The sequence below is a fragment of the Corynebacterium gerontici genome (genome assembly GCF_003813985.1).
Taxonomy (GTDB): domain Bacteria; phylum Actinomycetota; class Actinomycetes; order Mycobacteriales; family Mycobacteriaceae; genus Corynebacterium; species Corynebacterium gerontici.
In genome coordinates this window covers 1,274,886-1,288,862 of sequence record NZ_CP033897.1, presented here as the reverse complement: position 1 = coordinate 1,288,862, position 13,977 = coordinate 1,274,886, and the positions used below count along the sequence as shown (strand labels likewise).

Below are 13,977 nucleotides of genomic sequence, written 5' to 3'. Positions count from 1 at the left end.
GGAGCGCTGAAACTCGCAGCGCTTGAGCAGCTCTACGAGGGAGATGGAGTATCCGCGTGGATATCGAACAATCGCAGCTTGACACCATCGTTGCTACCGCTGAGGACTTGCTCAGCAAGAGGCTCGGTGGCAGTCAGCAGCTCAAAGAGATTAGCCGCCTGGATGGTTCAGGAAGTGCGGTAGTGCTTCGTGCCAAGGTCGCTCCCTCTCCATTTTTGCAAGCGCGTTCTGTGGTTATTAAGCATGTCCCCAACAGCGGAGACTTGGCTGATACTTCAATGTTTCTGCGTGAAGTTGTTGCCTATCAATTCACCACCTCGTTGAGCCCGGAAGTGCGGCCGGGTCCTGTAATGTTGGCCTACGACGTTGATGCGCACATGATGGTGCTCTCAGACTCCGGAGACGGTGATACTTTCGCGGATTTGCTGGAGACGGCAAAGGAACCAGTCCGGATGGAAATCCTCCGCAACCTCGGAGAGTCACTGGGAAAAATGCACGCGGGTACCGCGACTAAGGAAGGGCACTTCGACATTCTTCTGCACAGGATGTTGCAAAAGCACCCTGAAATTCAGGCGATGCATCGTTTTCGCGAGCATCTGCTGAGTATCTCCATCGAAGTTGGTATGCGTCTTGTGGAAGACGCCGGGATTCGTGTTCCTGAGGTAGTGGAGGCCATGGCGTTGGAGTCCAAGCGCCGTTTGCACCGTGGACAACACCGTGCTTTTACGCCTTTTGACTTATCGCCGGACAACATCATCGTTTCCGAAAATACCCATTTCCTGGACTATGAATGGGCAGGCTTCCGCGATGTCACTTTCGACTTGGCCTGCGTGATTTCGGGTTTCCCACAATTCCTAAGTTCCAGACCAATCTCAGATGACGAGGCGGATGCCCTGGTGGAAGCGTGGGTGGAGGAGGTTGGTGCGCTGTGGCCCAACGTCCGCAACTCGGAGCGTTTACAGGCGCGAATCCTCATCGCATTGGTGGGCTGGGCTTTCTCGAGCCTTGCCATGATGCATGTAGGTGCTATGACCTCGGCCTTCGGCACGCTTTTCGACGTCGCCGAGGAACAGGGCATCCACGCGCTCAGCATCGAGCGCGTGATGGAGATCGTCGAAGAAAACGGCGTGAATATTCTGCAGATTGCCATTGACGATGAAGCGGCACCCCGGTTGGTGCGCCAAGATTTGCACGAAACGTTCGAGGCCATTCAGCGCTTCGCACGGCGGAATGCGGATTATCGCTTCCCCGTCGTTGCTGATTTTGCAACGCAGATCGTCGAAAAGCTGCGCACAAGCTAGTGGAAAGCCTGTTCAGTACTCCGGGTGAGCAACCCGATGCGCTCGATGCCGACGCCCACGCACCGTTGGCCGCGCGTATGCGCCCGCGCAAGCTGCAAGAAGTGCAAGGTCAGCAACATCTGCTCGCAGAGGGAAAGCCGCTGCGCAGATTGATTGAAGGTTCAGGTGATGCGTCGGTCATCCTGTACGGGCCGCCCGGTACCGGTAAGACCACGCTTGCTTCCCTGATTAGCGTTGCCACCGGACATCACTTTGTGGGGCTCTCGGCGCTGAACTCGGGTGTGAAGGAAGTTCGCGCAGTCATCGACGAAGCCCGCAAGCGCCTGATCCATGGCGAAAAAACTGTGTTGTTCATTGACGAGGTGCACCGCTTCTCTAAAACACAGCAGGACGCACTGTTGGCTGCGGTAGAAAACCGTATAGTGCTGTTGGTCGCCGCCACAACCGAGAACCCCAGTTTTTCCGTAGTCGCACCGCTGCTATCGCGATCTCTCGTGCTGCAACTGCGATCCCTAGATGACAACGACATAGCCGAAGTGCTCCGCAGAGCCGTGAGCTCGGAACGTGGACTCGCTGACCGGATCGACGTTGATGAAGAGGCCATGAGCCTGCTCATTCGGCTCGCCGGCGGCGATGCCCGGCGCTCCCTGACGTATCTGGAAGCAGCAGCTGAGGCCGTCGCCGATGGCGGGATATTGGACGCCGAAACGGTGAGTAACAATATTGATCGCGCCGTTGTCCGCTACGACAAAGATGGGGACCAGCACTATGACATCACCAGTGCCTGGATCAAATCCATAAGAGGTTCAGACGTCGACGCCGCCTTACACTACTTGGCGCGGATGATTGATGCGGGAGAAGATCCTCGTTTTCTGGCACGAAGACTTGTGATACATGCCAGCGAGGACGTCGGCATGGCCGATCCAACAGCTTTGCAAGTGGCGGTGGCGGCGGCGCAAGCGGTGCAACTCATCGGCATGCCCGAAGCACGAATCAACCTTGCACAGGCAACCATTCACCTCGCCAGCGCACCGAAATCCAACGCCGTCATCGCTGCCATAGACGCCGCGCTTGCCGACGTACAACGGGGTCGCACAGGCACGGTGCCAGCGCACTTGCGTGATGGGCATTACGAGGGTGCAAAAGCGATGGGCAATGCGGTGGGATACGTCTATCCGCACGATGATCCAAACGGCGTGGTGCGCCAGCAATATCTGCCCGAAGGGCTCGAACAAGTCGCGTATTACAGGCCGAGTGAACACGGCGATGAACGTCGAATAGCTCAACTCTGGCCAAGGCTGAAAGCCATCATCCGGGGACAGTAGGGCGATGATTCTACGGTAGAGTACTGCAATGATTCTTCGCTACAGTGCGAACTTGACACAAAATTCCTAAAGATCGAAAGCAAACGAGGCTATACCCAGTGCAAACCCATGAGATTCGGGAACGTTTTACTCAACACTTCGTCAAAGCAGGCCACGAAGCTGTGCCGAGCGCGTCCCTGATCCTGGACGATCCCAACCTCCTATTCGTCAACGCCGGCATGGTGCCGTTTAAGCCCTACTTCCTGGGCCAGCAGAACCCACCGTTTCCCAACGGCAAGGCCACCTCGATTCAGAAGTGCGTGCGTACCCTCGACATCGAAGAAGTTGGTATCACCACTCGCCACAACACCTTTTTCCAGATGGCGGGCAATTTCTCCTTCGGTCAATACTTTAAAAAGGGCGCTATCGAACACGCTTGGACGCTGCTGACCGGCTCCGTGGAAGACGGCGGCTATGGCCTGGACCCACAGCGACTGTGGGTCACCGTATATCTCGACGATGATGAGGCGGCGGAGATCTGGGAGCAGCACATTGGCGTGCCTGCTGAAAGAATCCAACGCCTGGGCATGGCCGATAACTACTGGTCCATGGGCATCCCTGGTCCGTGTGGCCCCTGCTCGGAAATTTATTACGACCGGGGTCCCGAATACGGCAAAGAAGGCGGCCCGGTTGCCGACGACAACCGCTACATGGAGATCTGGAACCTCGTGTTCATGGAGAAAGAGCGCGGGGAAGGTATCGGCAAAGATAATTTTGAAATCCTCGGCGATCTGCCGAAGAAGAATATCGACACCGGTCTCGGAGTTGAGCGCGTTGCCTGCATCTTGCAAGGCGTTGACAACGTGTATGAAACCGACCTGCTGCGTCCGGTGATTGAAGCCGCTGAGAAAGTCACTGGCACTGTTTACGAGGACCCCAGTACCGAGCGCATCAACGATATTCGATTCCGTATCATCGCCGATCACTCGCGAACCGCGATGATGATCATGCTCGACGGCGTCACCCCTGGCAACGTCGGTCGTGGATATATCTTGCGCCGACTGCTGCGTCGAATCATCCGCTCCGCCCGTCTGCTGGGAGCCAAGGGGCGCACCATGGAGCTATTCATGAACACCATCATGGACACGATGACGCCTTCCTACCCCGAAATCGCTGACAATCGCGACCGGATTCTCAAGGCAGCAGTTGCCGAGGAAACCGCGTTTTTGCGCACCCTCGAATCGGGTACACACCTATTCGAGCAAGCTGCAAGTCAAGTGAAGAAAGAGGGAGGCACCACCCTTTCTGGTGCTGAGGCATTCACCCTGCACGACACCTATGGATTCCCTCTGGATCTCACTTTGGAAATGGCCGCTGAGGCTGGGCTCGAAGTGGATCGAGACGGTTTTAATGCGCTGATGGATGAACAAATTGCCCGCGCCAAGGCAGATTCGCGAGCAAAGAAGCACGGCCATGCGGACCTCTCCGTCTACCGTCAGTTCGTCGATGAACACCCCACCGAGTTCACCGGTTTTGAAGAGCTCAACAGCAGCGCAAAGGTTATCGGCCTGATCCGCGATGGGGAACAGGTCTCCGAGGCAGCCGAGGGTGAAGATGTCGAAGTCATTCTGGACGTCACTCCGCTCTACGCGGAGGCGGGCGGACAGCTTGGTGATCGCGGCACGATTCAGGCGGGAAGTAGCCTGCTACACGTCGGCGACGTGCAGAAAATCGGCAAGAAGTTGTGGGTCCACAAAGCCACAGTTGAACGCGGCGGCATCAGCCTGGGCGAGGACGTGGAGGCAATTGTTGATCCGAAGTGGCGTCACGCCGCGCGCCAGGCGCACTCGGCCACGCACCTGATTCACGCGGCCTTGCGCGAAGTGCTTGGCCCCACGGCAGTGCAGGCTGGTTCCATGAACAAGCCCGGCTATCTGCGTTTTGACTTCAACTACACCGAAGGGCTCAATGCCGAGCAAATGGAGGCGATCGAGAAGATCACCAACGAGGCCGTGGACAGCGACTGGAAGGTGAACACCATCGAAACCTCCTTGGAGGAGGCCAAAGCGATGGGAGCGATGGCGCTGTTTGGTGAAAACTACGGCGACGTGGTGCGCGTCGTGGAAATTGGAGGACCATTCTCTATGGAGCTCTGCGGTGGCACCCACGTTGCACACTCATCGCAGATCGGCCCGGTATCCATTCTTGGTGAATCCTCGGTGGGTTCAGGTGTTCGCCGCATCGAGGCATACTCTGGCCTAGACTCCTTCCAGTACCTGTCAAAGGAACGCGCGTTGGTTGAGGGCATGGCGACCGCGATGAAGGCAAAGCCCGAAGAAGTTCCCGAGCGCGTCGCGGCACTGACCCAGAAACTAAAGGAAGCGGAAAAGACGATCGCTGAACTGCATCGCAAGCAGTTGTTGTCTGGTGTGAATGAATTGCTCGCCGCCGCTGAAAACCTCGATGGGCTGTCCTTCGTGCATAAGCGCCTGCCAGACGGTACCGGGGCTGGTGATCTGCGCACCTTGGCGATGGAGATGAAGTCCAAGCTGGGCAACGAGGCCGGGGTGATCGTGTTAGTAGCGGCGGATGATCGCGGGCGAGTGCCTTTCGTCGTAGCAACGTCGAAGCCGGCACAAGAGGCCGGACACAGCGCCAAGGAACTCGCGGGAGTGTTGGGCCAATACATCTCCGGTAACGGTGGCGGAAAGCCCGACATGGCTCAAGGTTCGGGCTCAGACATCGGTGGTTTCGAGCAAGGCGTGAACGCAATCCGCGAGCAACTCCAGGCCTAGCTCATTGTTCTTCTTGGACGACTGATCTCTGCTCTCGGGATGGAAGTATTTTTCCCGTTGTGAGATGAGATCAGCGTCAGGCACTGATAAAAACAAGGATGATGGAAACTTTTCCCATACCAGACACGCCAGGTGCACAAGATCCGGGCGCGGGTCGCCGACTCGGCGTCGATGTAGGAAGCGTTCGAATTGGGGTCGCGGTATCAAATCGTGATGCAACGATGGCCTCACCAGTTGAGACAATTCAACGGCGTACAGGGCTTCGTGACGAAGACGGTGCTGACATCGAGCGTCTGCTGGCGTTGGTCGAGGAGCTTGAGGTAGTTGAAGTAGTCGTGGGGCTACCGCGCGATCTCAAAGGCAGGGGTTCGCAAAGTGCACAACACGCGGTCATGATTGCCCGGCGCTTGACCCGGGGCATAGAAAGATTGCGCAATGAGCAACGAGTGCGTCCTCGGTGCCGGGTGCAGTTAGCGGATGAACGCCTCAGCACCGTAGTAGCCACCCAAGCCATGCGGACGTCTGGAGTCAAAGAGAAAGACGCTCGCAGTCGGATAGACCAAGCCGCTGCTGTGGAAATTCTGCAGTCTTGGTTGGATCAACGTTTGAAGGTATTACCACGACGGTTGCCCAAACCCGGGCCGAAAAAAGGTATCGTTAATCGTTGATCCCTGGTGTTCAGAAAAATTTTAGAGATTTAACCTAACAGCACGCATCTTGGATTCGTGCACCTGAGAGAAAGGCCTGCGATCGATGCGCATGGAACCGAAGTACGTTAAGCGACGCCAGCGCGGCCTGGCCGTGATGATCGCGGCGTTAGTTCTTCTCGTCTCGGCCATCGTCTACATCGGTGTGCATATGAGTTCTAATAGCAGTGATTATCAAGGGCGGGGCAATGGCACCACTGTGCTCGTGGAAGTTCCAGAGGGTGCCACCATGTCTGAGCTCGGCCCCGATTTGGAAGACAAGCATGTCGTGGCAGACGCTGACACCTTTGCCAGCGCTGCTTACGCCAATAAGCAAGCCTCGGAACTCAAGCCTGGTTTTTATAAGCTTCAGCAGGAAATGAGTGCGAAGGCGGCCGTAGAATCACTGCTGAACCCTGAGAATCAGATTGAGATGCTGGATATCCCAGGTGGTGCCACGCTCATGGACGTGAAGGTGGTTGCAGGCGACACCCGATACGGCATCTATTCCATGATTTCTCAGGTTTCTTGTGCCCAAGGAAAATCGAAGTGCATTCAGGTTGAAGAGCTGCAGCGTGTTGGTGCCACCGCGAACCTTGAAGAACTGGGCGTGCCCGGCTGGGCTATGGAGCCGGTCAAGGAACGCGGTGACGATCCTCGCCGGCTCGAAGGTCTCATTGTGCCGGGGCAGTACATTGTTGATCCGAACGCTGACGCTCAGTCGATTATGAAGGATTTGATTACTCGCTCGGCACAGACGTTTGCCGAAACTAATCTGGAAGACCGCGCCAAGGCCGTCGGTCTAAGCCCGTATGAGATGGTGACCGCTGCCTCCCTCGTCGAGCGCGAGGCACCGGAGGGGGACTTCGATAAGGTGGCGCGCGTGATTTTGAACCGCTTGGCGGAACCGCAGCGCCTGGAGTTTGACTCAACCGTGAACTACGACCTTTCAGAACAAGAGGTCGCAACTACGAACGAAGATCGCGCCCGTGAAACTCCTTGGAACACGTATGCCAAGGACGGCCTGCCTGCGACGCCGATTGCCAGCCCCTCCGTAGAAGCCATCAAGGCAATGGAGAACCCGGCAGAAGGCGATTGGCTCTACTTTGTCACCGTGGATAAGGACGGCACCACGGTATTCAGCAACTCCTTTGAAGATCACCAGCAGGCCACCAAGGAGTCCATGGATAACGGCGTTTTGGACAGCAACCGCTGATGACTCAGTTCCGCGCGGTGGTGTTGGGAAAGCCAATCGAACATTCTCGTTCGCCGCTGCTCCACAACACCGGCTATGAGGCTCTCAGCATGCGTGATTGGCACTACGAGCGCCAGGAATGCGATGCGGAGGGATTGCCAGCGACCTTGGAGGCTTTCGGTCCGGAGGTTCGTGGCTGTTCAGTCACCATGCCAGCCAAGTTTGCGGCACTGGAGTGTGCAAGCAGCGTGAGCGAGCGTGCAGCCCTGGTTGGGTCGGCCAATACGCTACTCCGGACACCTGAAGGCTGGCACGCCGATAACACTGATATCGACGGCGTGCTGGGTGCTCTTGCTGAGCTGATGGGCACGCAAGCGATCACTAGGGCTTGCGTTGTCGGAGCCGGTGGAACGGCGAGACCTGCTCTCTATGCGCTGGCGAAGCGGGGAGCGAAATCGGTAGCAATTGTCAATCGTAGCGACCGCAGTGAGGAATTTGGCGACCTTGCAGAGGCTTTGGGCGTCGAGTTGAAATTTTCATCCTTTGATCAGCTCCAAGACGCGCTGGAAGGCTCGGATGTCCTGGTCTCTACTGTTCCCGCAGAAGTAGTTGCACCGTTTGCCCAGACGCTCGCGCAGATTCCCGTGCTCGATGTGATCTATGATCCTTGGCCAACGCCGTTGATGCAGGCGGCCTCAGCGCTTGGTACTGCTTTCGTGGGTGGCTATGTGATGCTTGCTGAACAGGCCTATGGGCAGTTCGAACAGTTCACCGGGGTTCAGCCGCCGCGTGAGGCGATGCGTATTGCGTTGGAGCGCGACCTCAAGATTCACTGAGCGCACCGACGCGCGAAGCGCTAGGCTTAGCTTCATGAGTTTTTGGGGGATACTCATTGTTTCTTGGGGCCTGTGCCTTTTGCTTTTCGACGTCCACCGTGGCATCTTGCCAAATGCACTCACTTTGCCTGCGCTGGCGGTGGCAGTTGGGTGGGCGATGCTCAACGATCCCACAATGCTTTGGGGTGCGCTGCTGTGGGGCGGATCGTATCTTTTCCTGGCTCTCATGATCGGCGGGGTGGGTGGCGGAGACGTCAAATTAGCGCCCACACTAGGCATCATCTCAGCTCAGCAGGGACTTTTCGCGGTGCTTGTGGCCATGGTGATCGCGTCGGCGATCACCATGGTGTTCGCTGGGATTTCCTCGATTATCAGCCGAAAACGTGGAGCGTTGCGGAATCGTGGCACGCCTCACGGTCCGGGCATGCTCATCGCCGCGTGCATCGCATTGAGTTGCTAGGAGGGCACTAATGCCAGGTTATCGACCAGCTCGTGGCATAATTCACTCATGCTTCGATGGACTACTGCTGGAGAATCCCACGGTCAAGCACTGATCGCGATGGTGGAACAAATGCCTGCCGGTGTGCCGCTCACTCGGGAAGACGTGAGCGAACAATTAGCTCGACGCAGGCTTGGCTATGGCCGCGGTGCTCGAATGAAATTTGAAGCAGACGAGGTCACCTTCCTTGGTGGTGTGCGACACGGCAGCACCATGGGAAGCCCGATTGCCATCATGATCGGCAACACCGAGTGGCCGAAATGGACCACTATCATGTCAGCCGATCCGATCGACCTGAACGACGAAGATGTTGCCGCCGCCATGGCGTCCGGCCGCGGCGCCCGTTTGACTCGGCCACGTCCTGGTCACGCTGACTTCGCCGGAATGCTCAAGTATGACTTGAATGAGATCCGTCCGGTGCTCGAACGCGCCTCTGCTCGTGAAACTGCCGCGCGTGTAGCCGCAGCAACGGTGGCAAGGAACTTCCTGCGCGAAACGATTGGTGTGGAAGTGTTCTCTCACGTTGTTTCCATCGGTGCTTCACAGTTGCAAGAAGGAGCGGCGCCGAGCTTTGACATGCTTGAGGCAATCGATGCTTCGCCGGTCCGCGCGGCCAACCCCGAGGCCGAGGCGTCGATGATTGCTGAAATTGAAAAAGCAAAGAAGCAAGGCGATACTCTAGGCGGCGTTGTCGAGGTCATCGTCGAAAACCTACCAATCGGTCTGGGTTCCTATGTATCGGGTGAGGATCGTCTGGACGCGCAGCTCGCCTCGGCGCTCATGGGCATTCAAGCGATCAAGGGCGTGGAAATTGGAGATGGTTTTGAGGAAGCTCGCCGTCGGGGTTCGCAAGCACACGATGAAATGGTGCGCAATGAACAAGGCATGCATAGGCTTAGCAACCGTGCGGGCGGAATCGAAGGCGGCATGACCAATGGTGAAGCACTGAGAGTTCGCGCGGCGATGAAGCCCATTTCGACGGTGCCTCGGGCACTCAAGACCGTTGACATGGTAACGGGTGCACCGGCTACCGGCATCCACCAACGCTCGGATGTTTGCGCCGTCCCCGCAGCGGGAGTGGTGGCAGAAGCGATGGTTGCGCTGGTGCTTGCCCGCGCCGTCCTGCAAAAGTTTGGCGGCGATTCCCTTGAAGAAACACGACGGAATTTCGCTGCCTATCAACAACGAGTGGCGCAACGCCTGGAATTTCCCTAACGCATCGGAAGGGGTATCACGTCGATGAACAATGTAACTCCGAGTCAGCAACGGATACCGGGGGCGTCGAAAAGCAAAGTAACAGGCCCACTCGTCGTTCTGGTTGGACCTCCCGGAGCCGGAAAGACGACCGTCGGGCGAAGGCTTGCACGCGCACTCTCCACCACCTTCGTGGACAGCGATGAACTCATCGCCCACGACGCAGGACAAAGCTGCGGAGAGGTCCTCAGCACCATCGGAGAGCCAGCATTTCGCGAGTTAGAAACGCAAAAGATTGCTGAGGCTTTGCGTTCGCGAGGAGTAGTCAGTCTCGGTGGTGGCGCCGTAGAAACCGCGAAAGTGCGCCGAATGCTGCAGCACCAAAGGGTGGTATGGATAGATATATCGCTGGAAGAAGGGCTTCGCCGGACCGACGATCCCTCCCGGCCGCTGCTCCAAGGTGAAAATCGGGCCGAAAAGTACGCGGCGATGCTCAAACGTCGCGAACCACTCTTCCGAGAGGTAGCGGATTTCCGAGTACGTACACACGATCGCAGTCCACAACGAGTCGTGGCCGATATTTTGGACGAGCTTGATGCTCACGATGATCGCCATGAATCCGGACGAAATCTGGTCCCCGGGCGCGACGCGACGGAGGAACGGATCGTGGCGTCAATGCAACTTGACCGAGTAGCCGCATGCCAAGAAGCAAGCGCAAAAGAAGGAGCCCGAAAGCCATGAAGAGCATCGACGTTCAGACCGCATCACCTTATACCGTGCACATTGGTCATGGCCTCAACACAGCCATCGCAGATTTTCTGAGCGAACGCCAAATGAGCAAGGTAGCAATCGTCGCTCAACCAAGCATGGAGCGAGCACAAGTTGCGCTCGGCGAGGCACTCGGAACGCGAGGCCTGGAGGTGCTCAACCTAGTAGTGCCCGACGCTGAGGCGGGAAAGACACTCGAGGTAGCCGGCCGCTTGTGGGACTCGTTGGGAGCAGCAGAGTTTGGACGCAGGGACGGCATCATCGGTTTGGGCGGGGGAGCGGTGACAGATCTCGCCGGTTTCGTTGCCGCCGCTTGGATGCGCGGAATCCAAGTGGTGCAGGTGCCAACCACGTTGCTCGCTATGGTGGACGCCGCAGTTGGAGGTAAGACGGGAATCAATACCGCGGCTGGGAAGAACTTGGTTGGGGCGTTCCACGAACCGTCCGCAGTGTTCATTGATCTTGACTACATTGCGAGCTTGCCTGACAGTGAGCTGGTCTCTGGCTCAGCCGAGATCATCAAAACCGGTTTTATCGCCGATGAAGCGATCCTCGCACTCTACGAACAGAATCCGAATGCCTGCCTTTGCGTGGAGGGGCATCTGCCGGAACTGATTGCACGGTCAGTACAGGTCAAGGCGAATATTGTAGCGCAAGATCTCAAAGAATCCAACTTGCGTGAAATTCTCAACTACGGTCACACTTTTGGCCACGCAGTAGAACTGCATCAAGATTTCCGGTGGCGCCACGGCAACGCGGTAGCCGTCGGCATGATGTTTGTAGCGCATCTCTCGCATCAGCTCGGCTTGATCGACGCCGAATTGTTGCGCCGTCATAAGGAAATCATTGCTGGTATTGGATTGCCAACAACTTACGAGGCTGGCCATTTCGATACCTTGCTTCAGGGAATGCGCAGAGACAAAAAGAACAGAGACGGAGCCATTCGTTTTGTAGGGCTTCGTGGGGTTGGGGACACCACCCGTATTGAAGGCCCAACGGAGGAGCAGCTCCGTGCCGCCTACAATGCCCTCAGCCTTCTATGATGGGATTCACATCCCGACCCGGCAAGGAAACGAAGGAGCATTGCAACATGAAGCCGAAGATCCTCGTGCTCAACGGTCCGAATCTCGATCGCTTGGGAAAGCGTCAGCCCGAGGTATATGGATCCACCACGCTCGCTGACGTTGAACGCTCAATCGACGCCCTTGCTACCGAACTTGGAGTCGGTGTGCAATGTCTGCAATCCAATCACGAGGGCGAATTGATTGAATGGGTCCACGATGCTGCGGATCAGGGCTGGCCAGTCATTATCAACCCGGGAGGCTTGACGCACACTTCCGTTGCACTTCGCGATGCCCTAGCGGAAGTTGCCGATGGCACCGGATTCATCGAGGTGCACATCTCCAATGTTCACGCCCGAGAGAGTTTTCGTGCGCATAGCTATCTCAGCCCGATCGCAAAAGGCGTGATTGCCGGTTTTGGTGTTGAAGGCTACCTCCTGGCAGTGCGACATATTGCCGAAAGGCTTACCGCAACTCACCAGGCATAGATCCCGATTCCCACAAGTCTGCAATTTTTTGCCCTCATTTTTGATTAACACCGAGAGACCAACGGAGGAGAACACCATGCTCTCAGATTCACGCTTCGAAAACCGCCGGAGAGCGTTAGCGGCGAAACTCGCTGCGCAGCGGGTTGACTCAATGCTGTTAACCCATCTGACCAACATCCGATACTTCTCCGGTTTTTCCGGTTCCAACGCAGCGCTGCTCATCAATAAAGACCTTTCCGCTCGCATTGCCACGGATGGCCGTTACACCACGCAGATCGCTGAAGAAGTGCCCGATATCGAAGCTCTGATCACCCGAGCGCTAACCTCTGAATTGCTCAAAGAGTGTGAAGGACCCCGCAGGGTTGGCTTTGAAGCCGCGCACATGAGCGTGGAAGCTCTCGAGCAACTGAAGCAGAATATCAGCGATGAGATCACGCTCGTTCCCGTTTCTGGGGTCGCGGAAGATATTCGTATCATCAAGGACGCTGTGGAATTGGACAAGCTCCGTGAAGTGGCCGACATCGCCAACGAGGCGTTTGCGGAAATGCTCGAAGCCGGAGAATTAGTGGCTGGCAAACGCGAGATTGATGTTGCAGCCAACCTCGAATATCGAATGAGGCTCAAAGGTGCGGAGAGAACGAGCTTTGACACTATCGTTGCCTCTGGGCCCAATTCCGCCAAGCCTCACCACGGCGCTTCTGAACGAGTGATTCAGCATGGCGACATCGTGACAGTAGACTTTGGAGCCCACAAAGATGGCTTTAACTCCGATACCACTCGTACTCTGATTGTTGGCGAAGCAGATGACTTCTCACGAGAAATCTACGAAATCGTACTTCGTGCCCAAGAAGCCGGTGTTGCCGTATCGAATCCGGGAACAAGCACCCAAGACGTCGATCGAGCGTGCCGCGAGATCATCGAAGATGCTGGCTACGGGGAATACTTCGTGCATTCCACTGGGCACGGTGTTGGGCTCGATGTGCACGAAGCACCAGCCGCAGCTAAGAACTCCCAGGGAGAGCTTGCCGAGGGCATGACGCTGACGGTCGAACCAGGAATTTATGTTCCTGGCAAGGGCGGCGTGCGCATTGAAGACACCTTGGTGATCAAAGCGGGCGGTGCAGAGAACCTGACCAAGCTGGATAAGAAGTTGCACATCATCTAAGAAACCGGCATACAGGGCGAGGCGTGGGGCATTTTGAGCCCCATGTTGAACCCAGTAACCTGAGCAGCGTAGCCTTGAGGGGCTAAAACGTACGTCCAAAGAAAAGGAAGTTGGGAACGAGTGGCAACCACCGCTGATTTCAAAAACGGTCTCGTGTTGAAGATCGACAACAAGCTCCAGCAGATCGTTGAGTTCCAGCACGTGAAGCCGGGTAAAGGCCCCGCATTCGTGCGCACCAAGCTCAAGGACGTCGTCTCTGGCAAGGTCACTGATAAGACCTTCAATGCCGGTGTAAAGGTCGAGACCGCGACCGTCGATCGTCGCGACATGACCTACCTCTATAACGATGGTCAGAACTACGTGGTCATGGACGACAAGACCTACGACCAGATCGAATTGGCTCCCCACTTGCTTGGCGACGCAGGCCGTTTCCTCCTGGAGAACACCCGCGTCCAGGTGAGCTTCCACGATGGCGAACCACTGTTTGCTGAACTACCAGTTTCCATCGATCTGCGCGTGGAGCACACTAATCCCGGCCTGCAAGGTGACCGCTCTACCGGCGGCACCAAGCCTGCAACCTTGGAAACCGGCGCGGAAATTCAGGTACCGCTGTTCATTGAAACCGGAAACGTGTTGCGCGTCGATACCCGCGATGGCTCGTACATTTCGCGCGTGAACGCCTAAT

Annotated in this window: 12 protein-coding genes and 1 pseudogene; all 13 read left to right on the top strand. The window is 56.8% G+C overall.

All coding sequences use genetic code 11. The features are described 5' to 3' along the window. Positions 1–56: 56 nt before the first annotated feature. The 13 genes and pseudogenes from CGERO_RS06020 (at position 57) to efp (ending at position 13,976) form a co-directional block, all read left to right on the top strand. Positions 57–1,301 carry a phosphotransferase gene (locus CGERO_RS06020; RefSeq protein WP_377016464.1) on the top strand — a complete coding sequence of 415 codons (1,245 nt, stop codon included), beginning with the start codon at positions 57–59 and terminating at the stop codon, positions 1,299–1,301. Beyond that, entirely contained in the window at positions 1,301–2,626 is a 1,326-nt protein-coding gene (locus CGERO_RS06015) for a replication-associated recombination protein A (RefSeq protein ID WP_245998789.1), read from the top strand. Before CGERO_RS06020 ends, CGERO_RS06015 begins: the two co-directional genes overlap by 1 nt. 98 nt (positions 2,627–2,724) lie before the next feature. Next, positions 2,725–5,400, top strand: coding sequence for an alanine--tRNA ligase (gene alaS, locus CGERO_RS06010; protein ID WP_123934190.1), 2,676 nt, complete (start codon positions 2,725–2,727; stop codon positions 5,398–5,400). A 101-nt stretch (positions 5,401–5,501) separates the two neighbouring features. Beyond that, positions 5,502–6,068, top strand: a complete 567-nt coding sequence (gene ruvX / locus CGERO_RS06005; RefSeq protein WP_123935987.1) for a Holliday junction resolvase RuvX — start codon at positions 5,502–5,504, stop codon at positions 6,066–6,068. 85 nt (positions 6,069–6,153) lie between these two features. After that, positions 6,154–7,302: an endolytic transglycosylase MltG gene (gene mltG / locus CGERO_RS06000; protein ID WP_123934188.1), complete on the top strand. Its 1,149-nt coding sequence runs from the start codon at positions 6,154–6,156 to the stop codon at positions 7,300–7,302. After that, complete coding sequence (locus tag CGERO_RS05995) at positions 7,302–8,117, top strand: shikimate dehydrogenase (RefSeq protein ID WP_123934186.1); 816 nt, start codon at positions 7,302–7,304, stop codon at positions 8,115–8,117. Before mltG ends, CGERO_RS05995 begins: the two co-directional genes overlap by 1 nt. Before the next feature lie 34 nt (positions 8,118–8,151). Continuing rightward, on the top strand, positions 8,152–8,577 hold the full coding sequence (locus CGERO_RS05990) for a prepilin peptidase (protein WP_164470274.1): 426 nt from the start codon (positions 8,152–8,154) through the stop codon (positions 8,575–8,577). Between the two features lie 48 nt (positions 8,578–8,625). After that, positions 8,626–9,831 carry a chorismate synthase gene (aroC, locus tag CGERO_RS05985; protein WP_123934182.1) on the top strand — a complete coding sequence of 402 codons (1,206 nt, stop codon included), beginning with the start codon at positions 8,626–8,628 and terminating at the stop codon, positions 9,829–9,831. 24 nt (positions 9,832–9,855) lie between these two features. Continuing rightward, positions 9,856–10,407: pseudogene (locus CGERO_RS05980) on the top strand (shikimate kinase); the annotation flags it as partial. Between the two features lie 140 nt (positions 10,408–10,547). Beyond that, positions 10,548–11,621, top strand: coding sequence for a 3-dehydroquinate synthase (aroB, locus tag CGERO_RS05975; RefSeq protein WP_123934178.1), 1,074 nt, complete (start codon positions 10,548–10,550; stop codon positions 11,619–11,621). Positions 11,622–11,668: 47 nt separating this feature from the next. Then, positions 11,669–12,127 (top strand): type II 3-dehydroquinate dehydratase, encoded by a 459-nt coding sequence (aroQ, locus tag CGERO_RS05970; protein WP_123934176.1) that lies wholly within the window; start codon positions 11,669–11,671, stop codon positions 12,125–12,127. 76 nt (positions 12,128–12,203) lie between these two features. Beyond that, on the top strand, positions 12,204–13,292 hold the full coding sequence (locus tag CGERO_RS05965; RefSeq protein ID WP_123934174.1) for an aminopeptidase P family protein: 1,089 nt from the start codon (positions 12,204–12,206) through the stop codon (positions 13,290–13,292). Between the two features lie 120 nt (positions 13,293–13,412). Continuing rightward, positions 13,413–13,976 (top strand): elongation factor P, encoded by a 564-nt coding sequence (efp, locus tag CGERO_RS05960; protein ID WP_123934172.1) that lies wholly within the window; start codon positions 13,413–13,415, stop codon positions 13,974–13,976. Position 13,977: the final 1 nt, after the last annotated feature.

Excerpts from the sequence above, each read along its gene's own strand:
- CGERO_RS05965 (WP_123934174.1), top strand. The coding sequence starts at position 12,204 with ATGCTCTCAGATTCACGCTTCGAAAACCGCCGGAGAGCGTTAGCGGCG.
- mltG (WP_123934188.1), top strand. The coding sequence starts at position 6,154 with ATGCGCATGGAACCGAAGTACGTTAAGCGACGCCAGCGCGGCCTGGCC.
- aroC (WP_123934182.1), top strand. The coding sequence starts at position 8,626 with ATGCTTCGATGGACTACTGCTGGAGAATCCCACGGTCAAGCACTGATC.
- aroQ (WP_123934176.1), top strand. The coding sequence starts at position 11,669 with ATGAAGCCGAAGATCCTCGTGCTCAACGGTCCGAATCTCGATCGCTTG.
- ruvX (WP_123935987.1), top strand. The coding sequence starts at position 5,502 with ATGGAAACTTTTCCCATACCAGACACGCCAGGTGCACAAGATCCGGGC.
- CGERO_RS05990 (WP_164470274.1), top strand. The coding sequence starts at position 8,152 with ATGAGTTTTTGGGGGATACTCATTGTTTCTTGGGGCCTGTGCCTTTTG.
- aroB (WP_123934178.1), top strand. The coding sequence starts at position 10,548 with ATGAAGAGCATCGACGTTCAGACCGCATCACCTTATACCGTGCACATT.
- CGERO_RS05995 (WP_123934186.1), top strand. The coding sequence starts at position 7,302 with ATGACTCAGTTCCGCGCGGTGGTGTTGGGAAAGCCAATCGAACATTCT.